The 21441-nt window shown below is 65.3% G+C and carries 19 protein-coding genes and 1 pseudogene; 7 read left to right on the top strand and 13 right to left on the bottom strand.

Going from position 1 to position 21441, the window contains the following annotated elements:
- Positions 1-2 precede the first annotated feature (2 nt).
- From nirD to N5B55_RS19095, 5 genes are all read right to left on the bottom strand, one after another.
- Entirely contained in the window at positions 3-341 is a 339-nt protein-coding gene (nirD, locus tag N5B55_RS19115; protein ID WP_304541214.1) for a nitrite reductase small subunit NirD, read from the bottom strand.
- Positions 342-367: 26 nt separating this feature from the next.
- Positions 368-2923 carry a nitrite reductase large subunit NirB gene (gene nirB, locus N5B55_RS19110; RefSeq protein WP_304541212.1) on the bottom strand — a complete coding sequence of 852 codons (2556 nt, stop codon included), beginning with the start codon at positions 2921-2923 and terminating at the stop codon, positions 368-370.
- Positions 2924-2937: 14 nt separating this feature from the next.
- The gene (locus tag N5B55_RS19105; protein WP_304541210.1) at positions 2938-4269 is read right to left on the bottom strand and encodes an MFS transporter; all 1332 of its coding nucleotides are present in this window, start codon (positions 4267-4269) and stop codon (positions 2938-2940) included.
- A gap of 381 nt (positions 4270-4650) precedes the next feature.
- Positions 4651-4944: a hypothetical protein gene (locus N5B55_RS19100; protein ID WP_065854484.1), complete on the bottom strand. Its 294-nt coding sequence runs from the start codon at positions 4942-4944 to the stop codon at positions 4651-4653.
- Between the two features lie 161 nt (positions 4945-5105).
- A complete protein-coding gene (locus N5B55_RS19095) occupies positions 5106-5360 on the bottom strand; it encodes a GlsB/YeaQ/YmgE family stress response membrane protein (protein ID WP_065854483.1) in 255 nt (84 codons plus the stop codon).
- Positions 5361-5568: 208 nt separating this feature from the next.
- On the opposite strand from N5B55_RS19095, the gene N5B55_RS19090 reads away from it, so the two are divergent.
- Genes N5B55_RS19090 through N5B55_RS19080 form a run of 3 tightly spaced genes read left to right on the top strand, consistent with a single transcriptional unit; the run spans position 5569 to position 8561 of the window.
- Complete coding sequence (locus tag N5B55_RS19090) at positions 5569-6129, top strand: GbsR/MarR family transcriptional regulator (RefSeq protein ID WP_024974666.1); 561 nt, start codon at positions 5569-5571, stop codon at positions 6127-6129.
- A gap of 15 nt (positions 6130-6144) precedes the next feature.
- Complete coding sequence (locus N5B55_RS19085; protein ID WP_178961968.1) at positions 6145-7533, top strand: cytochrome ubiquinol oxidase subunit I; 1389 nt, start codon at positions 6145-6147, stop codon at positions 7531-7533.
- Positions 7530-8561 (top strand): cytochrome d ubiquinol oxidase subunit II, encoded by a 1032-nt coding sequence (locus N5B55_RS19080; RefSeq protein ID WP_304541203.1) that lies wholly within the window; start codon positions 7530-7532, stop codon positions 8559-8561. Before N5B55_RS19085 ends, N5B55_RS19080 begins: the two co-directional genes overlap by 4 nt.
- A 14-nt stretch (positions 8562-8575) precedes the next feature.
- Here the strand turns inward: N5B55_RS19080 and N5B55_RS19075 are convergent, their stop codons facing one another.
- On the bottom strand, positions 8576-10003 hold the full coding sequence (locus N5B55_RS19075) for a dipeptidase (RefSeq protein ID WP_304541201.1): 1428 nt from the start codon (positions 10001-10003) through the stop codon (positions 8576-8578).
- 239 nt (positions 10004-10242) lie between these two features.
- Between N5B55_RS19075 and N5B55_RS19070 the strand changes: the two genes are divergently transcribed.
- The gene (locus N5B55_RS19070; protein WP_304541199.1) at positions 10243-10674 is read left to right on the top strand and encodes a PGDYG domain-containing protein; all 432 of its coding nucleotides are present in this window, start codon (positions 10243-10245) and stop codon (positions 10672-10674) included.
- A 4-nt stretch (positions 10675-10678) separates the two neighbouring features.
- Here the strand turns inward: N5B55_RS19070 and N5B55_RS19065 are convergent, their stop codons facing one another.
- Positions 10679-11608 carry a hypothetical protein gene (locus N5B55_RS19065; protein ID WP_304541197.1) on the bottom strand — a complete coding sequence of 310 codons (930 nt, stop codon included), beginning with the start codon at positions 11606-11608 and terminating at the stop codon, positions 10679-10681.
- A gap of 184 nt (positions 11609-11792) precedes the next feature.
- On the opposite strand from N5B55_RS19065, the gene N5B55_RS19060 reads away from it, so the two are divergent.
- Positions 11793-12689 carry an oxygenase MpaB family protein gene (locus N5B55_RS19060; protein WP_304541195.1) on the top strand — a complete coding sequence of 299 codons (897 nt, stop codon included), beginning with the start codon at positions 11793-11795 and terminating at the stop codon, positions 12687-12689.
- A gap of 12 nt (positions 12690-12701) precedes the next feature.
- Here the strand turns inward: N5B55_RS19060 and N5B55_RS19055 are convergent, their stop codons facing one another.
- The gene (locus tag N5B55_RS19055) at positions 12702-14282 is read right to left on the bottom strand and encodes an MDR family MFS transporter (RefSeq protein WP_304541193.1); all 1581 of its coding nucleotides are present in this window, start codon (positions 14280-14282) and stop codon (positions 12702-12704) included.
- Between the two features lie 90 nt (positions 14283-14372).
- Positions 14373-15320 carry a LysR family transcriptional regulator gene (locus N5B55_RS19050; protein WP_065854471.1) on the bottom strand — a complete coding sequence of 316 codons (948 nt, stop codon included), beginning with the start codon at positions 15318-15320 and terminating at the stop codon, positions 14373-14375.
- A 127-nt stretch (positions 15321-15447) separates the two neighbouring features.
- On the opposite strand from N5B55_RS19050, the gene N5B55_RS19045 reads away from it, so the two are divergent.
- Positions 15448-16074: an FMN-dependent NADH-azoreductase gene (locus tag N5B55_RS19045; protein ID WP_304541191.1), complete on the top strand. Its 627-nt coding sequence runs from the start codon at positions 15448-15450 to the stop codon at positions 16072-16074.
- A gap of 140 nt (positions 16075-16214) precedes the next feature.
- Here N5B55_RS19045 and N5B55_RS19040 read toward each other — a convergent pair whose 3' ends face one another.
- Positions 16215-16361 (bottom strand): hypothetical protein, encoded by a 147-nt coding sequence (locus tag N5B55_RS19040; RefSeq protein ID WP_178961952.1) that lies wholly within the window; start codon positions 16359-16361, stop codon positions 16215-16217.
- Positions 16362-16817: 456 nt separating this feature from the next.
- Here N5B55_RS19040 and N5B55_RS19035 point away from each other — a divergent pair, with 456 nt between their 5' ends.
- Positions 16818-16949, top strand: a complete 132-nt coding sequence (locus tag N5B55_RS19035) for a hypothetical protein (RefSeq protein ID WP_004627564.1) — start codon at positions 16818-16820, stop codon at positions 16947-16949.
- Between the two features lie 16 nt (positions 16950-16965).
- Here N5B55_RS19035 and N5B55_RS19030 read toward each other — a convergent pair whose 3' ends face one another.
- The 3 genes and pseudogenes from N5B55_RS19030 to N5B55_RS19020 form a co-directional block, all read right to left on the bottom strand.
- Positions 16966-18699, bottom strand: coding sequence for a S10 family peptidase (locus N5B55_RS19030; RefSeq protein WP_304541186.1), 1734 nt, complete (start codon positions 18697-18699; stop codon positions 16966-16968).
- 94 nt (positions 18700-18793) lie between these two features.
- Positions 18794-20158: pseudogene (locus N5B55_RS19025) on the bottom strand (S53 family peptidase); the annotation flags it as partial.
- Positions 20159-20309: 151 nt separating this feature from the next.
- Entirely contained in the window at positions 20310-21368 is a 1059-nt protein-coding gene (locus N5B55_RS19020) for a hypothetical protein (RefSeq protein ID WP_304541184.1), read from the bottom strand.
- Positions 21369-21441: the final 73 nt, after the last annotated feature.

Genomic DNA, 21441 nt, shown 5'->3' with positions numbered 1-21441 from the left:
GCTCACACCCCCACCCAGACGGTACCGTTCTCGACCTTGGTCGCGTACGCGTGCACAGAGTTGGCCGGCGCTTCCAGGCACTCGCCCGTGGTCAGGTCGAAATGCTGCTTGTAGATGGGCGACGCCACGACGATGCGCTCTCCCAGATTGCCGACCAAGCCGCGCGAAAGCACGGCGGCGTCGGAGTTCGGATCGTAGTTGCCGATGGCGTACACGCCTTGCGTCGTGTTGCCGCCGACACGGAACACGGCAACCTGGTCACCTTCCACCAGCGCGCAGACGCCGGTGTTGGGCACGATGTCGTCCAAGGCACAGATGGGCGTCCAACGGGATGCTTGCATGGAGTCCTCCTCTTCCTCTATCAGGCTCAAGCGGCCTCAGCAACGACAGGAATGCGCACGGGCCGCGTCTTGGCACGCTCCTCGACCGAGGCCGGGCGGATCTGGCCGCGTTCTTCGACGAAGACGACATTCGCATCCTTCGCTTCGCTGTTGACGAAGTGGCGGAAGCGCTTGCGCACGTCAGGGTTCGTCACAGCCGTCTTCCATTCGTCCTGGTAGGTGTCGACCACGTGCTGCATCTCGGCTTCGAGTTCCGCCACGATGCCCAGCTTGTCGTTGATCACCACATCCTTCAGATAGTCGAGACCGCCTTCGAGGTTGTCGCGCCATGTGCTCGTGCGTTGCAGGCGGTCGGCCGTGCGCACGTAGAACATCAGGAAGCGGTCGACATACTTGATGAGCGTTTCCTGATCGAGGTCTGCCGCCAGCAGTTCGGCATGGCGGGGCTTCATGCCACCGTTGCCGCACACATACAGGTTCCAGCCCTTCTCGGTGGCGATGATGCCGACGTCCTTGCCTTGCGCTTCGGCGCATTCCCGCGTGCAGCCGGAGACGCCGAACTTGATCTTGTGCGGCGAGCGCAGGCCCTTGTAGCGGTTCTCCAGCGCAATCGCAAAACCCACCGAATCGCCCACGCCATAGCGGCACCACGTCGATCCTACGCACGACTTCACCGTGCGCAGCGATTTGCCATACGCGTGACCCGACTCGAAGCCGGCCGCGATCAGCTCTTCCCAGATCAGCGGCAACTGCTCCAGCCGCGCGCCGAACAGATCCACACGCTGGCCGCCCGTGATCTTGGTGTACAGGCCGTATTTCTTGGCGACCTGGCCTACGGCGATCAGCCCGTCTGCCGTGACCTCGCCGCCCGGCATGCGCGGCACCACGGAGTACGTCCCGTCTTTCTGGATGTTGGCGAGAAAGTAGTCGTTGGAATCCTGCAGGCTGGCGTGCTCTTTCTTGAGCACGAAGTCGTTCCAGCACGAAGCAAGGATGCTCGCAACAGCCGGCTTGCAGATGTCGCAGCCCATGCCGCTGCCGTGCGCTTCCAGCAGCGCGTCGAACGACTGGATGCGGCCCACGCGTACCAGGTGATACAGCTCCTGACGCGAATACGGAAAGTGCTCGCAGATGTGGTTGTTGACCGCCAGGCCCTGTTTCTTCATCTCGGCCTTCATCACCTGCGTCATGAGCGGCACGCAGCCGCCGCACGAGGTGCCGGCCTTTGTCGCATCCTTGAGTGCGCCCACGGACGTGGCGCCAGCACACACGGCCTGGCACAGCGCGCCCTTGGACACGTCGTTGCACGAGCAGATCTGCGCGCTGTCGGGCAGTGCATCCACACCCAGCGCCGGGCGTGCATTGCCATCGGCCTGCGGCAGGATCAGGAATTCCGGCGCCTCGGGCAGTTCGATGCGGTTGAGCATCATCTGCAGCAGCGTGCCGTATTCGGCCGCATCGCCCACCAGCACGCCGCCCAGCAAATACTTGCCGTCTTCCGATACCACCAGCTTCTTGTAGATCTGCTTGCGCTCGTCTGTGAACTGCACGCTGCGGCTGCCCGGCGTCACGCCCTGCGCATCGCCCAGGCTGGCGACGTCCACGCCCATCAGCTTGAGCTTGGTGCTCATGTCGGCGCCGTTGAACTCCGACGCATCGTCGGCGGCCAGGATCTGCTTGGCGGTGATGCGCGCCATCTCGTAGCCGGGCGCAACCAGGCCGTAGACCTTGCCGCCCCACAGTGCGCATTCGCCAATCGCGTACACATCCGGCGCGGAGGTACGGCATTCGGAGTCGATCACGATGCCGCCGCGCTCGCCCACCTCCAGCCCGCAAGCGCGCGCCAGTTCATCCCGCGGTCGGATGCCGGCCGAGAAGACGACCATGTCGGCTTCCAGGTGCGTGCCGTCGGCAAAATTCAGGCGATGCGTCGCCGTTTCGCCGTCGACGATTTCCGACGTGTTCTTCTGCGTGTGGACGGTCACGCCCAGGTCTTCGATCTTCCGGCGCAGCATGCGGCCGCCGCCGTCGTCCACCTGCATCGCCATCAGGCGTCCGGCAAATTCGACTACGTGCGTTTGCAGGTTCATGTCGCGCAGCGCCTTGGCGCATTCCAGCCCCAGCAGGCCACCGCCGATGACGACGCCCGTCTTGGCACGCTGACCGCACTCGGCCATCGCTTCGAGGTCTTCGATGGTGCGATAGACGAAGCAGTCCTTGCGGTCGCGGCCCGGTACGGGCGGCACGAACGGCGACGAGCCCGACGCGATGACGAGCTTGTCGTACGGCAGCACCTCGCCGGTAGAGGCGGTGACCGTTTTGGCAATGGTGTCGATGGCGGTCGCGCGGGCGTTGAGTTTGAGCACCACGTCATCGCGATCAAAGAAGCCCGGCGCCACGAGCGAGAGGTCTTCCGCCGTCTTGCCCGTGAAGAATTCCGACAGATGCACGCGGTCGTAGGCGGGGCGCGGCTCTTCGCACAGCACCGTCACTTGCAGGTGATGGCCGGGTGCATGCAGCAGGCTTTCCAGAAATTTGTGGCCCACCATTCCGTGGCCAATGACGACGATCTTCATGGTCATGGTGATGTCCTCTTTCAGGCGTTGCCGGCGGCGGCCAGCGTGTTGTCGTACAGCGCTTGCTCGCGCGCCTTGTGCTCTGCCGAGAAACGCACGGCGATGGCGCAGATGGCCGACAGCGCCACCAGCACGCCGAGGATGGACAGCGTGGCTTGCGTGTCGGCCATACCCTTGAGCAGGAAGCCCGCCGCCACCGCGCCAGCGTTGCCGCCCGCACCGATGATGCCGGCCACACCGCCGAGCGCACGGCGATCGATGAACGGCACCAGCGCATACGTGGCACCGCATGCCATGTGCGTGAACAGACCGAAACCAAGCATCGCGAGCACCGCCACCGTCACGCTTCCTGCATGGGCAAAGCCGAACAGGCCGAGGCCCTCACCCAGCATCAGCAGGCACAGCAGTTGTGCGCGTGCATCCAGGCCGCGCTTGGCTGCCACGCGGTCCGACACGATGCCGCCCAGCGCCCGGGCAAACAGCGCGAGCAGGCCGAAGCTGGCCGCGGCCATGCCGGCAGCCGACAGCGACAGGCCAAAGTGATCGACGTAGTAAGTGGCGGCGATGTTGTGGATGAAGATCTCCACGCCAAAACACGCGCCATAGGTAATGAACAGCAGCCACACGCGGTAGTTGCCGGCAGCCGTGACGAAGCTGCCCATAGCACCCATCGTGCCCTTCTTGCCGCCGTCGATGGTCTTGCCGGCGGCGCGCAGCGCGCTGAAGTTGCCCTCCGGGCAGTCCTGCGTATAGCGCCAGTACAGCGCCGCGACGATCAGCATCGCCACACCCGGCACCACCATGGCGATGCGCCACCCCATGCTCTGCGTGACGCCCATCATCACGATGGCGGTCAGCAGCAGCGGCATCGTGCCTTGCGCTACACCGCCGCCTGCGTTGCCCCAGCCGGCCGCCGCCGCGTTGGCGGTGCCCACCACGTTCGGCGCGAACATGACCGACGTGTGGTACTGCGTGATGACGAAGCTCGCGCCAATCGCGCCAATTGCCAGGCGGAAGAACAGGAAGGTCTCGTAGCTTTGCGCCAATGCCACGCCCAGCACGGGGATGGCCCCCAGCAGCAGCAAGCCGGTATAGGTCTTGCGCGGGCCGAAACGATCGCACAACGGGCCGACAATCAACCGCACCAGGATCGTCACCGCAACCGCCGCAATGTTGATGTTGGCGATCTGCCCGGGCGTGAGGTGAAACTCGCCCTTGAGCACCGGCATGAGCGGCGCGCACGCGAACCACGCGTAGAAACACACGAAGAACGCCAGCCACGTCAGATGGAAGGCGCGCATCTGCGGGGTATGCAGGCTGAACAGGTCGATTCGGGTCGCTTTGCCGGTCATGTTGAATCCCAATCAGGGGCCGAAAAAAAGAAAGGCGTCCGAGAGCCCGGCTGCAGTAGCCGGGTCTGGGACGCCGTTGTCCAAGTCGCCCTGAGCACCAGGGCCTTCACCACGAAGCGCGCGAATCGCCTTTGACCCGCGCAATGGTGCTATGCAACAGGTGTGCCAACGACATAAAGCGCTGAACCATCAAGGTTTGCGCGAGATTGCCTCCAAATTGGGCGAGGCGCTTGCCTCATGCGCGGGCACCGCCCCGCACGGTTTCGGTGCAGATGCGGCTCGGGATGGTGCGGCACAGCAAGGCGCCGGCCGCCACCAAAGGCGACAGGAGCATCAGTTGAAGGTCGGATCGTAGGAAAGCTGGCGAACCGGGCTTCGGCGTCAGTAGCCGTGCGTGACGATCGACAGCACCGACAGGTCCGGATGCGTGCCGTCGACAATGCTGCGCGCCACGCGCACGGCTTCTTCCATGGCCTCTTCGGGGCTGCGGAACGTGTCGTCGCCATCGGCGTGAAACGGCACAACGTGACCGGGCAACTGCGGATCGGCGCCGGGGTGGCACACGTAGCCGGTGTAGGTGTAGCGCGAGGAGTTTGCCCGTGTCGGGCTTGGAACAACGTGAATTTCGAACCCTTCGTAGAGTTCTTGCGGTGCGGTGATGAGCTGGTCAGACATGGTGGCCTCGCCGGGTTAGCGTGTACCGGCCGGGCCGGCGCTTGTGGCGCGGCGCGGCTGCCCTTGGTTCAACCAGTCTAGGTGATGCGGTAGCTGTTGAAATCCGGCGGTTGGATGACATTCGCATCCACCGCCGGTCTTCGGACGAGTGCTGCGCCAAGCTATGCGCGCTTGATCAGCCGGATGATGAACAGCAGGATCACCGCGCCGATGACCGCCGTGATGATCGAGGCGATCCAACCGCCGCCCAGCGAGATGCCCAACACCCCCGCCAGCCATCCGCCGATGAACGCTCCGACGATGCCGACCACGATGTCGACGAAGATGCCGAAACCGCCGCCCTTGACCAGGATGCCGGCCAGCCAGCCCGCCACCGCGCCGATGATCAACCAGGCAATCAAACCATGTGAGGCCATGTTTGCGCTCCAAAGAATGTGCGTTTTGAGGGACGTTACTGCATAGGCATAGTAGGCGAAGACAGCACACTCGCGATGTGCGTTCGACGGGGTTTTTGCAATTGCATTGGGCTCCACCCAGGCATCCCGCGACAGCGCGTCACATTGCACTGCACGGCGGGACGCCTAAAATTTCAGAAATTCCTAAAAATTGCGAAAGATCAAAACAATGCAACTCTCCCCCTTGAAACAGCGCTTCGTCCTGCATTTCGGCGAGATGGGCAGCCGCTGGGGCATCAACCGCACGGTCGGGCAGATCTACGCGCTGCTCTACGCCGCACGCGAGCCGATCAATGCGGACGAGATCGCCGAGTCGCTGGGTTTCTCCCGCTCGAACGTGAGCATCGGGCTGAAGGAGTTGGAGTCTTGGAAGCTGGTCCGCCTCTCGCACAAGCCGGGCGACCGGCGGGAATATTTTTCCGCCCCGGACGACATCTGGACCATCTTCCGCACGCTGGCCGAGGAGCGCCGCAAGCGCGAGATCGATCCCACGCTCTCGCTGCTGCGCGACGTGATGCTGGAATCCCCCACCGATCCCGACGACCGCCACGCCCAGGCGCGCATGAAGGAGATGTACCAGCTCATCACGCTCATGACGAACTGGTTCGACGACGTGCAGAAGCTCGATGCCGAATCGCTGCAGCAACTCATGAAGATGGGCGCCAAGGTGCATAAGTTGCTGGAAATGAAGAACAAGCTTGCCGTCGTCGTAGGCGGCAAGTCCAAGTAGCCCCCGAAAAAGCCCATGTCACTCGATCCCGTTGTCCTCGCGCGCGTGCAATTTGGCGCCAACATCACGTTCCATATCCTCTTTCCCACCATCAGCATTGCGCTGGCGTGGGTGCTGCTGTTCTTCAAGCTGCGCTTTCGCAAGACAGGCGATGCCGCCTGGATGGCCGCGTACCGCCTGTGGGTCAAGGTATTTGCGCTGACCTTCGCGCTGGGCGTGGTGTCCGGCGTCACGATGAGCTTCCAGTTCGGCACCAACTGGCCCGGCTATATGAATACCGTCGGCAACATCGCGGGGCCGCTCCTGGCGTACGAAGTGCTGACGGCCTTCTTCCTGGAGGCGAGCTTCCTCGGCATCATGCTGTTCGGTACCGGGCGCGTGAGCGAGCGCATTCATACGTTCGCGACGTTTCTGGTTGCGCTGGGCACGACGATTTCCGTGTTCTGGATCGTCGCCCTCAACTCCTGGATGCAAACACCGGCCGGCTACGAAATGATCGACGGCCGCGCGCACCCGGCAAGCTGGCTTGCCATCATCTTCAATCCGTCGTTTCCGTATCGATTCACCCACATGCTGCTGGCGTCGGGCCTCACGGTCGCGTTCCTGCTGGCGGGGCTGTCGGCGTATCGGTGGCTGCGCAACGATCGTTCTGCCGATGTGCGCTTCACCCTCAAGACCGGCGTCGTCCTGGCTGCCATGCTGATCCCGCTGCAGATTGCCGCCGGCGACGCGCACGGCCTCAACACGATGGAGCACCAACCCGCCAAGCTGGCCGCGATGGAAGGCATCTGGCAAACCGAACGCGGCGTGCCCGCCGTGCTGTTCGGCATTCCGGACGAAGCAACCCGCAGCAATCGCTACGAGATCGCAGTACCGAAGGCCGCATCGCTGTATCTCACGCATTCGCTGGACGGCGAGGTGCGCGGGCTCGACCAGTTCGACAGGCATCCGCCCGTACTGCCCGTGTTTTTCGCGTTTCGCCTGATGGTGGGCGTGGGCCTGCTGATGCTGGCCGTCTCGTGGACCAGCGCCTGGCGCCTGCGCCGCAACGGTGAGCTGCCGCGCTGGCTGGCGCGCGTCCTGGTGGCCATGACGTTCTCCGGATGGCTCGCGGTGGTGGCGGGCTGGTATGTCACGGAAATCGGTCGCCAGCCCTGGTTGGTGTACGGCGTGCTGACCACCGCGCAGGCAGCGTCGTCCGTGCCGGCCACGATGATCGGCAGCACGCTGGCGATGTATCTGGCGCTGTATGCATTCCTTATCGCCTCCTACATCGGCGTGGTGTTCTATCTGGCCCGCAAGGCCGGCGGCGTCATCGACCCCACCGACCCCGATGCCACCGGCACACCCGTCATCGAAACACCCAACCCGGTCTTCGCCCAACCTGCCCGGAGCCAAGCATGAACGCCATCCCCGACCTCACCCAACCCGCCGGCTGGCTGCCGGTGGTCTTTATGGCCCTGATGGGGATTGCCGTGCTGGCCTACGTCGTGCTTGACGGCTACGACCTCGGCGTCGGCATCCTGCTGCGCCGCGCCGACGACGCCGAGAAGGACACCATGATCGCCTCCATCGGCCCGTTCTGGGACGCCAACGAAACTTGGCTCGTGCTCGGCGTCGGGCTGTTGCTGGTGGCGTTTCCGGCGGCGCATGGCGAGATCCTGGGCGCGCTGTATCTGCCGGTGGCGCTGATGCTGTTCGGCCTCATCCTGCGCGGCGTGGCATTCGACTTTCGGGTCAAGGCGCGCGCGCACCACAAGCCGTGGTGGAACCGCGCGTTTTATGCGGGCTCGGTCATCGCAACGGCCGCGCAGGGCCTGATGCTCGGGCTGTACATCACGGGGTTCCACTACGACGCCGCCAACGTTGTCTTTGCGATCTGCACCGCGGCCGGCCTGATTGCCGGCTACCTGCTGCTGGGTGCCACGTGGCTGATCATGAAGACGGAAGGCGCGCTGCAGCGGCGCGCGGTGCAGTGGGCGCGCGGCAGCCTGTGGTTCACCGCGCTCGGCGTGGCCGCCGTGTCGCTGGCCACGCCGTGGGTCAGCACACGCGTGTTCGACAAGTGGTTTGCGCTGCCGAACATCATCCTGCTGGCACCCGTGCCGCTGGTGACGATCGTGCTGTTCCTGCTGATCGACTGGGTCCTGCGCCGCCTGCCACAGCAGATTGCCAAGGGCGATGAACACTTGATCTGGGCGCCGTTCGTCGGTACCGGCGCCATCTTCCTGCTGGCCTTCAACGGCCTGGCCTACAGCCTGTTCCCGTATCTCGTGGTGGACCGGCTCGACATCTGGCAGGCCGCCAGCGCGCCGGAATCGCTGGAGTTCATGCTGGTGGGCGTGGCGATTGTGCTGCCGACCATCGTCGGCTACACGATCTACTCGTACAAGGTGTTCCACGGCAAGGCGACGGAACTTCGGTACTACTGAGCGCGCTGACGCGATCAAGCCATCGTCGCCTCAAACACCCGGCGGTAGTTTGCTCCCAGGATCTGGCCGACTTCCTCAACCGTGAAGCCCGCTTTGAGCAGCGCCGAGGCCAGCGCCGGCAGTTGCGCATAACTAGTGAACACCGGCGGCCGGATAAAACCGAGCATGTCGGTGCCCAGTCCCACGTGCGCCACGCCCACCACATCGGCCATGCGCTTGACCCCCATCGCCATGGCGTCGAGGTTTGGAAAATCCGCCGCATTGGGCCAGACGCCAATCACGCCGCCGGTGTCCGCCACTGCCCGTGCATGGTCTGCGGAAATCAGCCGGCTGCGCGGCCGGGGCGACCTCGACAGCGCCGTGTGCGACAGCACCAGCGGTTTGGTGGTCGTCGCCGCGGCACGCTTGACGAGGTCATACGTGCCGTGCGCTACGTCCACCACAATGCCCAGCGCGTTGCAGCGGCGCACCACGTCTGCGCCGAAATCGGTCAGGCCGCCGTGCACCGGCGGCTCGGTCTGGATATCGCCAAGTTCATTCACGCGGTAATGCGTCAGCTGCAGGTGCCGCAGACGGTGCTGCGTGTAAGCCTCGTCCACGCGCTCGATGCGGCCTTCCAGAAAGTCCGCACCTTCTGACGCGATGATGACGCTCGGCCCGTGTGTGCCCATGGCCGCCAGCGATGCGGCGTCGGTCACCACATGCAGCTGCTCCCGCTCGATCAACCGCTGGGCGCGCGCAAACTCCGTCATGCCCAGCTGGTACAACTCGCCCGGGTCCGGGGTGCGGTACGCCTCGAAACGGTTGCCGCCAGCGCCTACGTGCACGGCGGTGGTGTCGGTCACGATGGCGAGGCAGATCACATTCATGCCCCCGGCTCGCATCGGTTCTGCTACCGGCAAGAAAAGCCGGTTGGCGCCGATCTGGGGGTCGCGCGAGACGATCACGCGCCCGGCGTGCGTATGCATGTCGATGGTCAGGGCACCCGGCGGGGGCGTCCACCTGGAAGACGTGTCCGATGGCGCATCGGTGTAGTTGGCAAAGCGGCCCGGCGCGCAGGCTGCGAGACCCATCGCGGCACCTGCGGCCAGGAACACGCGTCGGCTGACGCGCGGCGATCCGGCCGCAGGCTGCCCGGGTGCGAGCGCTGCATCCACCAATTGATAGCGCCAGCCTGCGGGGTCGTCCTGCAAGCGCACCAGCCGGCCGCGGACGCGCGTCACATCACTCACCCGTATCGGCTGCGCTGCAAGGACTTCGATGCTGGCGGCGGGGTTGCGCGACACGCAACCGCCGCAGCACGGCGCATCGGCGCTCAGCAGGAAGTAGTCGGCAGACTCCGCCGCGGCGTCCAGCGGCATCGCCCAACCTTCCATGTCGACGATCGTGTCGTGCAGCGCGTCAGCCTCGCGCGTGGCGATGAAGGACCAATCGATGAGCATGCACACCCCGCGAAATTGAGCTGCGGTATTGTGCGCGTGATCGGCTCATCGCTCTATCGGCGCCGGTTACACGGTCCTACACCGGATGACGCGTCGCAGCGTAAGCGCGAGCCCGCGATCATGCTGCGCAACGTCGCCGCGCCCGAAGCGGTCGGGCATCGCCTGCCGATGGGCAACCATTTGCGCTACGCTTACAACCTTTCGCCTGACTCGGCTTCCATTGCCTTTTGCTTCACCTCATGCCTGCCCTGCAACACGTCGACCTGCGCACCGACCCCGCCGCCCGCCCTTTTGTGAAAGACGAGACCGTCCACGTCGACTTTGCCGCAGAAGCCGGCGAGCTGATGAGCCTGGAAGGCCCCAACCGCTACGCCCCCGGCGATGCGCTGATCACCGGTTCCACCGGAGACCGCTGGGTCGTTTCGCGCGAGCGTTTCGATGCAAAGTACGTCCCCGCGGATGCATCGCTCGCGCAGGGTCAGTCCGGCGCTTACCGCAACCGCCCCAGCGTGGTGCTGGCCAAGCAGATGCACGAAGCGTTCTCAATGGCGCGGTCCGAAGCCGGTGACGTTCTGCACGGCCAGGCCGGCGACTGGGTGCTCCAATACGCCCCCGGCGACTACGGCGTCGTGCAGGCGCAGCGCTTCGCCAAGGTCTACCGCCCGGCCTGAAGCGTTACTGCGCCGCCTGCTGCTGGCGCTCGACTTCGTGGTGCTTCATCTGCAGATAATCCTGCCGCTCCACTTCGTGCAGTTGGCGCGGGTACTGCTCGGTGGCGGTGAACCAGGCATTAAGCCGTTGCTGCAAGCGCTTGTCGGGCGGCGCCGACAGCGACTTCAGATAGGCGTCGATGGCCAAGTAATAGCGCATCGTGTTGCGTTCGAGCAGGCCGCGCACCCCGCCCACATATTCGGGCTCCCCGCCCGATGAGGATTCCGCCGTCTTGGTAAAGCCGACCTTGCCGCTACCGACCGTGGCAAGGTATGTGCGCATCGCCAGGCGCCCCGCCGTACCGTAACCGTACGCGTAGGTCAGGTGCAGGAAGGTATGGTTGCCGGCGCCCGGCGCGGGTATGGCCTCCAGCATGATGTGGTAGTCACGCGTGCTGAGCGGGCCGGAAGCCGCGCTGAGTTCCACGCGAAAATAATCTGCACTGCTGGCAACGGGGTGATAACCGAACTCGAGGCGATAGCTGCTGGAGAGCGAGTCTTCCACCTTGCGGCCGAGGTTCACGTTCAGCACGCTGCCATCCGTACCCTGCGTGGCGTGGCAGTACTTGATATTCAGATGCAGGATGAGCACGTCGCACCAGTTGGAAGCGCCGTGCTCCGGATCCCCCAGCGCGCTCTTGACGGTGGCGAACGGGTAGTCGAGCACGCTATAGATGTCGCTCTTGAGCCGTTCGGGCGCTTCGGTGGATTCCAGCACCAACGGGCGATGGAACACGTTATCGGCCAACTGGGGCGCCACGGTCTGGTATTTGTCGCGCAGCGCTTGCGCGTTGTCTGCCGCATGTACGGAAAGGCTCAGGCATAGGCCGGCCGCCACTACAAGCGCGGCGAGCCAGCCCCGCCGAGCGGTATGTCGGTGAGAGGTCATAGGCATGGCGTTCTCAAGGAATCGTTCTTCATTCTAGGAGGCGCGGATAGACATGCCGACGCAACAAATGGTCCTGCGAAGCCACATCCGCCATGCGGCTTTCTGTCACCACGACAGCCAAGGCGTGCGCCGATGCGGCTCGGTAAAATGAAGGCTTCTTCGCCTCGTGCTTCCCGGCACTTCCGGCACCATGCCCTCGCCCCTCGTCGCCATTCGCGAACGCATCGCCAACCAGGTCCGCGGCCTGACGCGCGCCACCGGCAGCCTGACCCTCGACATTGCCTCGCCGCCGGGCGACCCCGGCCTGTTCGGCCCCGACGCGGTCTGCTGGAAGGTGCATGCCGATTTTCCGGCGATGATGGCTGGCGGGATCAGCGCGCTGTTGTTGCAGGCGCTGCACCCGCGCGCGCTGGCCGGCGTGTGGGACCATTCGAACTTTCGCGAAGACCTGCAGGGACGCCTCGGCCGCACCGCGCAGTTCGTAGCCGGCACCACGTACGGCAGCCGGCATGACGCGCTGGCGCTGATCGAGCGCGTGAAGACCATCCACGACCGCGTGCAAGGCATCGCGCCAGATGGCCGCCCGTATTCAGCAAACGACCCGGATCTGCTTACCTGGGTGCATGTCGCAGAGATGTCGAGCTTCCTGGCAGGCTATCTGCGCTACGTGGATGGCACCCTGAGCACCGCCCAGCAGGATCGCTACTTTGAAGAGACCGCGCTGGTGGCCGAGATGCTCGGCGCGCGGGACGTGCCGAAATCGCGGGGGGCCGTGCATACTTATTTGAATGCGATGCGCGCCGAGCTGGTGGCCAGCGATCGCACGCGCACGGTCGTGGAAGTATTGATGACGTGGCAGGCGCCGCGCCCGGGCTTGCGCCCTGCGGTACGCCTCTTCCTGGACGCTGGCATCCAGTTGCTGCCGCCGTGGGCAATACGAATGCTCGATCTCAAGCGGCCGCCGCTGCAGGCGGCCTTTGCATCGGCAGCCATGCGCACGGTGGCACCCACGCTGCGCTGGGCGCTGTACGAAGGCAGCGTGGCCCGCCGTGCTCGTCGGCGCGCGCTGGCGCCTGTCGCCAGCTAGCGCGCCCGCCATTTATTCGATGGCTTCGGCCAGCGACACCTTGCCGCGCAGCACTTTCTCTTCCAGCCGTACGATCAGCAGGGGCGAAATGACCGACACCGCAGCGGCAAAGAAGAAAAGATGCCGGAACGCGCTCTCGCCCGCGCGTTGCAAGGCCTGGGCATCGGCGCCGTTGCTTGCCAGGGCTGCGTGGAAGAGATCCATCAGCACGTCGCCGCCGGCCGCCACCTGGGCGCCGGGCGCAGCCTGACGCATCAGCGCAATCAGCACGGAGGTCAGCACCGCCACGCCCACCGCGCCACCCAGCAGACGCGAGAAGGCGGTCAGCGCGGTGGCCAGCCCCACCGTCTGCGGCGACACCGCGTTTTGCGTGGCGACCAGGCCCGTCGGGAACTGCACGCCAATCGCCAGCCCCAGCACGATCATCGCAAGGGTCAGCGCCAGTACGCTGTGCGGGTCCAGCAAACCCAGCGATGCGACGGCAAACGGCACCACGCTTGCGCCAATCAGCATCAACGGCTTGTAGCGGCCGCTGTGCGTCATCCACCGGCCGGCGATGAAGGCGCCAAGCGGAATCGACAGCGTGAGCGGCACCAGGCGCAGCGCGGCGGCATCGGGGCTGGCCCCTGCCACCATCTGGAAGCGCAGCGGCATCAGCACCGACGTGGCAATCAACTGGAAGAAGCAGAGGAACAGCGCCAGGCAGCAGATCGTGACCGTGCGCACACGGAACATCGACAGCGGAATGATCGGCTCCACAGCACGATTCTCTTGCCAGACAAAGGCGCCCAGCAACACCACCGCCCCCGCCAGAAGGCCGAGATTGTCGGGCTGCGTGAGCGACGTGCCCTGCCCCACCCGGGTAATCATCAGCAACAGGGCGGTCAACCCCGCCGCAAACAGCACCACGCCCAGCACGTCAATCGGGCGACGCTGATGCGCCACCGGCAGATGCCGAAGCGTGCGGCGCACGACCAGCAGCGCGACAATGCCCAGCGGCAGGTTGATCCAGAAAATCCAGCGCCATGACAGGTAATGCGTCAGGTAACCGCCGATCACCGGACCGGCGAGGCTGGCCATGGCCCACATGCCGCTCACGTACCCCTGGTAGCGGCCACGCTCGCGCAGCGGCACCACATCGGCAATCGTGGCCTGCGATATCGAGATGAGACCGCCGCCGCCCAGCCCCTGCAGAACACGCGCAACGAGCAGCATCGGCATGCTGGTCGCCAACGCACACGCCACCGAGGCCAGCACGAACAGGACGATGGCGGTCGTCAGCATGGCGCGGCGGCCGTAGAGGTCACTCAATTTGCCGTAGATGGGCGTCACCACCGTAGACGCCACCAGATACGCCGACACCAGCCACGCCATCAGCGCAAAGCCGTTGAATTCGCCCGCAATCACGGGCAAGGCCACCGCAACGATGGTTTGCTCCAGCGCGCCCAGCAAGATGGCAAGCATCAGCCCGCCCATCACCGCCATCACCGGAATTTCAGGCACGGGCAGCGCATCCAGCGGGCTGGATGCCGACGCAATGGGCGCAGTAGGCGTATCTGGCTTGGGCGGTTCGATGCTGGGGCGGGAGGACATGGGAGCGTGCGCGCATGCCGCTCAAGGCACCCGCGCCAATGGGAGAAGCGAAGCCGTTGATGATACTGCCGATTCGCAATCGTTGCAGAGTCAACGATCGGGCTGCCGGACGATGTCCTCATAGCAACGGCTGACGTTTGCCGTCATGCCGGGCAACTCTTCCGCAAGGAATTCGATGAACGCGCGCACGGCCGGCACGAGCCCCCGGCGTGACGGGAACACCGCGTGAAACTGGTGCACCGGCAACCGGTATTCCGGCAGCAGCACGACCAGCCGGCCATCACGAACGGGCTCGGCGCACAGGTTGAACGGCAGTTGTGCAACGCCAATCCCGGCCAGCGCCGTCTGCCCCATCAGATACAGGTCGTCCGTCACCAGCGCGGGGGTGTATTCGATGTCGACCGCGCCGCCGTCAGGGGCGGTCAGGCGCCAGCGGGTGCGCTCCCCGGCCGCACCGTCAACGCCCACCCCGATCGCGCCGCGCATCGATTCCGGCGTCTCGAACGGACCATGCTCGGCCACAAATGACGGGCTGGCGACGAGCACCTGGTCGCTCACGCCAAAACTGCGCACGACGAGGTTGGAATCGTCCAGCGTCGAGCGCACGCGCAGCGCCACGTCGTAGCCGTCGCCGATCACGTCGACACGGCGGTTTGTCACGTCCAGCTCCAGGCGCACATCGGGCTGCGCGCGCAGGAATTTCGACAGCACGGGCGCGATGAACACATGCGCCACGCCCACCGGACAGCTCACGCGCAGTCGCCCGGAAGGTTTCTCGCCTGCGTGCTCGGCCACTTCGAAAGCAGCGCGGGCCGCCTGCGTCATCGATTCGCAATGGGTAAAGAACGCCGAGCCCACGTCCGTCACATGCACCGCCCGCGTTGAGCGCTGCAGCAGCCGAACCCCCAGGCGGGTTTCGAGGTCGGCCACGCGGCGGCTCACGCGCGATTTCGGAATCCCCAGCGCCCGCGCGGCGCCGGAAAAACTGCCGTGCGTCACCACGCTGGCAAACAGGACGAGGTCGTTCAGGTCTTCCATGGCCGTTCTCCAAGGCATCGGCGCATTGTCTCACTCATAGAACGATGTGTGTCGATTCGACCCATTACTGGAACTCGCCGCATCGCACTATCTTTGCAGCAACCCACCTTTTACTTGGAGAGACACCATGCAAGTCCTTCACATTGATTCCAGCATCCTCGGTGACGCCTCGGCCTCGCGCTTGTTGAGCGCCGCCATTGTTGACGCGCTGCGCCGCGAAAACCCGAGCGCCACCGTCGTCCACCGCGACCTGTCGGTCGAAGCCATTCCTCACCTGGACGGCGCCATTGCTGCCGGCTTCCGCGCCACGGGCGCCGACGATTTTGACGACGCGACCCGCGCCGAGCATGCCCGCTCGGAAACGCTCGTGAACGAGCTGCTCGCCAGCGACGTGATCGTGGTTGGCGCGCCGATGTACAACTTCTCGGTGCCGAGCCAGCTCAAGGCGTGGATCGACCGCGTGGCGCAAGCCGGCCGCACGTTCAAGTACTCGGAAAACGGCCCGGTCGGCCTGGCCGGTGGCAAGAAGGTGATCGTTGCATCGACGCGCGGCGGCATGTACTCCGCCGGCCCGGCCGCCGCGATGGATTTCCAGGAGGCGTATCTGAAGACCGTGTTCGGCTTCTTCGGTATCACCGATGTGCAGTTCGTGCGCGCAGAACGCCTGGCGATGGGCCCGGACGCTCGCACGCAAGCCTTGGAAGCAGCACACGCCGCCATGCGCGACGTTGTGAGCCAGGCCGTGGCAGCCTGAGCGAACACGATTGCGGCGCAACGGGACGCACCGCAACCGGCCTCGCAGAATGCCAAACGGGCGCCAGCAGCAATGCGGCGCCCGTTTTCGCTTTTACCGGACCAAGAAGGTGAAGTCGGCGCGAAGGGCCGAGCGGCGGACTACTCGTCGCGGTGCTCGCGCGCGTGGTGCATGGCTTCGAGCACACGGCGCGCCCGCAGTTTGTTCCACACAGCCGGCACGACAATCGCGGTAGCGATCAGGCACGGTGCAGCCCAGGCGATGGTCGATTCCAGAAAATTCGTCATGATGCATCCCCCCGATATGTTGCCGATGCGCACGGTTGGGCGGCGCGCATCGCGTGGTCCCCGCAAGGCTTGCTGCCTCGACTGGGCCAAGGCGCCCTGACATCTGTCTCTATACAAACGGCTATCGGCGCCGCGCGTTCAAACTTGAAGCACAACGTTTGCCGTTTGGTGTATTTCCCGCCGATCTCAACGATCTGTCAATACCGTGACGATAAGTTCGTGGAACATCGTGGCGCGGCACTGACAGTGTCCGAGCTACGCCCGGTGCTCCATAGTCCCGCCGCAAAGGTAACGGCAAATTACGGCGCACCCGATCCGCGCGTTGCCAATGCGGGGAGGACGCCCGATTACCGGCTTGGGCGTCACAGTTTTTCTTACAAACCGTAAAGCGCGGTTGCGAGGCATTTCCATACAGTGAGGCCAGATCAACGATCGCCATCACCAAGGAGCCTCGTCATGAAACGCACTATCGCCCTGCTCATCCTTGCTGCTGCCGCCACCTCTGCGCTGAGCGCCTGCGTGGTGGTTCCGGCAGGCGGCTACTACGACCGCCCGCATTACTACCATCCGTACTACCGCGGGTATTGATCCGCAAACTGTGGGCTCACGCCTTGCGCGCCTGCAGCATGCGAATGCGCGCAACGGCCTGGTGGTCGGTCGTGGCGGCGTCATACAGGCGCGCGAGGTCGGCCTTCAATGCCGTGCGTGAGCCGCCATCCAAATACACCATGTGCCCCGATGGGTAGAACCCCGCCGACAGGTTCTTGCGTACATCGGCATCGAGCAAGGGCATCGCCTTCAGGTCGAGCATGGTCTGGTAGAACGGCGTGACGAAGTCGTAGTAGCCGTTGGCGGAGAACACTTTCAGATCCACGTTCAGGCTCATCGTGGCGGCCAGGTCGCCCGCCGTGTACAGCGCGACATTGCCATTGGCATCGAGCCCTTTCTGCGCGCCGGTCGGATCGGTGTGGCGGAAATCCCAGTGGCGGAAGGCTTGGTCGTTCAAATCCGTGAAGGCCGAGTTGGACGTGAACTTCAAATCGGCGTTCAGGTAGGTGTTCCACATGGCGGTGTAGACGCCGGACACCGCCGTCATGGTCGGATCATTGCCGCCGGAGTTTGGATTCACGCTGGCCGCAATGCCGGTGTGAATACCAGTGACGCGACCGTCGTACGCACCCAGCGACAAGCCCTTGTCAGCCAGCAGCGTGGTCAGGAACAACGACGTGCCCGCGCCGTCGGACGCTGCCACATCGAGCCGCCAGCCCTGCAACGTCGCCGCATCGATGCCAGTGAGGGCAGACAACGTCTTGAGCACGACCGGATCGGCATGCGCGGGTTCGGCGAGCGCCTTTTCGTATTCGGTGCTGGCAAAGACGGCGGCGGCTTCCGCAAAGTCGCCCACGTCTGTGGGCAGCGGTCCGCCTTTGGGGGCAGTTGCGCGCTTGTGGAACCACGCATCTGCCGCGCACGTCGGTAAAAGCCCGACCGGATTGCCTGCCTGTGTGTAGTCGAGGATGGAAGACTGCAGCGTGATGCCGTTCAGGTCGACCCCGTCCTCGTGCAGCAGGTACGAGAGCACGCAGGAACGCGCCGTGCCGTAAGACTCGCCAAACAGAAACTTGGGCGAATTCCATCGATCATTGGCGGTCAGCCAGCGCTTGATGAACTGCGCGATGCTGCGCGCGTCCTGGTCAACGCCCCAGAAATCGAGGTTGCGCTTGGGCGCGATGGCTGTCGAATAGCCGGTGCCCACAGGGTTGATGAAGACAAGGTCCGAGCGATCGAGCAGGCTGTCGGGGTTGTCTTCCATGCGATACGGCGCAGGCGGCGTGAACGACGGCATCGACGTCACGATGCGGCGCGGCGCAAACGACCCGAGCAGCACGAACACCGCCGAAGACCCCGGTCCGCCGTTATAGAAGAACGTGACCGGCCGCGCCTGCGCGCCGCCTTCCGGGGCATTGGCCACAAAGGCCACATGGAACATCTTCGCCACCGGCTGCGAACTGCTCGGGTCGACCGTAACGAGGTGGCCGGCATGCGCGGTGTAAGCGATGTCGCGTCCGCCGATGCGCACGGCGTGGTGCGTGATCGCCATGCCCTCGCTGGTGTCGGTCACGCTGTCGTCGGGGCCGTTGCCGTAAGCGGTCGGGTCGAAGAACGGCTGGTCGGTGGTGGTCATGCGTGCCTCGCTGCTAAAAAAGGTTGGCGATCGCGTCGCCCTTGGGGCTGCCCAGGCCAGTGCAGGCGTCCCAGCCGGGCGCGGCGGCAAAGGTGCCGTTGTTGCCCTGCTTGATGTCGTTGAACGCGCCCGGGTTCCGATACAGCCGCGCATGCAGATACCCCGCCGGCCGCCCCTTGATGGCATTGATGCGCGCGATGAGCGCAGCCCACAGCGGCGCGGCCGCGCTGGTGCCGCCCACGACGCCGGTCTCGCCATCCACGCGGACGACGTAGCCCGTCAGCGGGTCGGCATCGGCCGACACATCGGGCACGCCGCGCCGCGCGAGCGGCACACTTTCGCCCTGCGTCTCCTGGGCGGCCAAGCCCTGCTGCCAACTCGGCAGCGCGAAGACGGCGCTGATCCCGCCGCCGCCCGCGCCGCCCTGTGCGCCGTCGTTCCACACCGTTTCCTCGGCGATGCGGTTGCCGCTGGCGCGCACGCTGGTGCCGCCGCATGCCAGCGCGTATGGGCTGGAGGCGGGAAAGTCCACGTGGTCTGCGCGATCGGGCTGGCCGTCGCTGGAGCCGCTATCGCCCGATGCCACACACACCGTCACGCCCATCGTGGCCGCGCTTTGCAGTGCGGCGTTCACGGCTTGCATGGCCTGCGGCGTCCACGCGCTTTCGGGCGCGCCCCAACTGATGGACAGCACCGATGGCCGCAGCTTGGTGTCATGGATGGCGGCGTTGATGGCCTGCACGAAACCGGCATCGGTATTCACCGTGAAGTAGACGGCCAGTGTGGCGCCTGGGGCCGCGGCGCCTGCCACCTCCAGGTCGAGCATGACTTCGCCGTCCGGGCCGCCCGGGTCCCCCGTTGGCCGATTGGCGCCCTGCCCGACCGGCACGGCCGTCACCGTCGGCATCGGCACGCCAAGCTCCTGGAAGTACGCTCGCAGATCATCTTCCCGATAGCCGCCGCCAAGTTCGACAAACGCAATGCACTGCCCTGCGCCATCGCCCTGCGGAAAGCCGTAGAGCTGAGCGAGCTGCACCGGCGTATAGGACGCAGTCGGGGCCGCACGCGCGGGCCGGATGCCTCCCGGCTCAGTCGACCCCGTGGGCAGCGGCGCAAAACGGAAATGCGGCTCCGCCTGCGGGCGTGAGTCGAGCCCCAGCACGGCAACCACCACGTCCTGCAAAGACTCCGGCAACCGCAGCGGGCCCGAACGCCCTCGGTATTCGCAGTCGCCGTGCGCGACGCGGTGCAGGTGCGTATCGAACGCGCGGCAGAATTGTTCAACGGTGCCCTCGAGCGTGACGGTGGCGGCGGCCACGTTCACCTCAGTCACTTGCAGGCCGTGTTCGTGGGCAAACGCGCGAACGGCGTCGATGTCGTCCGTGGTGGCGCCAAACTGGGCGGCCCATTGTTCGCGGGTGAGCGGTGTGGGCGGTGGAGTCCCGGCGGCATGCGCGTGGGCGAATCCGGACAGGCGTGCATCGAGATCAGCCTCATTCGGGCGGCGTAATTGCACGAGCGCTTGAATCTGCTCCGCCGGGTGCGCATCGCCGAGGATGCGGGCGTCTTGAGGAATGGTGCGTTCGCTGCCGCGCAGGGGGTGCCGGACCATGGGCCATCTCCATGTAGGTAGGTGGCCCGTGCGTCGCAACCGGCGTGCCGAAGGCGCCCAAGTCGCGCAGTTCGCCCAGGTCGCCGGCAGGATGCGGCGCCACCTCCAATCACGTTAGGCGATGGCTTGCCCGCTTGATCTGCAAGGTACGTTAGTCGCCGAAGTCGGCGCTCCCGGCGCCATCGGCGGGAAGCTGCGGCTTACCTTCGGCAAACGCACGGCGGATCAGTGCGCCGCATGCCGCGCTGCGCACATACGCGCGTGGGGCGAGCGTCTCGCGAACGAGCATGCCGTAGTGGCGCTTGTCGGCGGTGATCCAAGGGTAGAAACCGAATGCACCGGCCGAGCTGAATGCGCCGTCGCCGCCGGGCTGATCTTCGATCCAGTAATTGAGCGCGTAATGCCACGGCAGTGCAGCCGGCGTGCTGACAGCGGTCGGACAGGTACCGGGCTCGGTGCAAACGGCATGCTGACCGAGCATCTTGCCGAGCTGATAGTCGCCGCGGATGAGGCGGCGCAGGAACTGCCCGTATCCTGCCGGCGTGGCGATCATCCCGCCAGCCGGTTCGGGTGCGAGAAAGCGGATGCCGAGCGGCTGGCCACCTTCGCGCGCGCCGGGGGTATTGGCAAGCTGTCGGTCGAGGTCGTTGTTGAGCGCCTCGGCGTCGGCACGGCCCAGGCCGAGATCGATCAGCAGCTTCTGGTCATGGCCGCCGTTGTAACTGAAGCGTCCGACGTGCCCGGGCGTGAAGGTCGCGTTGCGACCGCGCTGAAAGCAGCTCTGCACGGTGTCGTTTCGATTGCAGAGCAGCGGATTGAGCCCGTCGTAGCCGGAGCGCATGGTAAGTGCATCGATCTGGGCGGATGTGGGCTTGCCATTCGCGCGCTCGACCACGTAGGCGCCGAACACCCATTTTGATGCCGATCCCAACCGCACGGTCTTGTTGGCGCCGATGCGCTGGCCGCGCTGCCCCCGCATCAGCACGCCATCAGCGTCGCCGATTTCCCAGTAGTAATCGCCCATTTGCTGACAACTGGCCGCACGCGCCAACGTCGACTCCACGGCGGCGCGGCGTGTTGCCAAGCTGGGCGGGGCAGCAAGCGCGGCGGTCGTTACCGCCCATATTGTCGATGCCATCAAGGCGGCGCCCCCCAAACGCCCGAGCCCTGCCAGCGCCCTGATGTTCCGGGCGCGTCTTACTTGCGTCATGTCGATGTCCTGCACCTTTTCTAATGCTTAGCCAGCCCCGCGGCACTGTACCGCAGCCCGCGCAGCATTCTTG

The organism is Ralstonia pickettii (assembly GCF_030582395.1).
GTDB classification, from domain to species: Bacteria; Pseudomonadota; Gammaproteobacteria; order Burkholderiales; family Burkholderiaceae; genus Ralstonia; species Ralstonia pickettii_D.
This window is presented reverse-complemented; position numbering and strand designations above follow the sequence as displayed.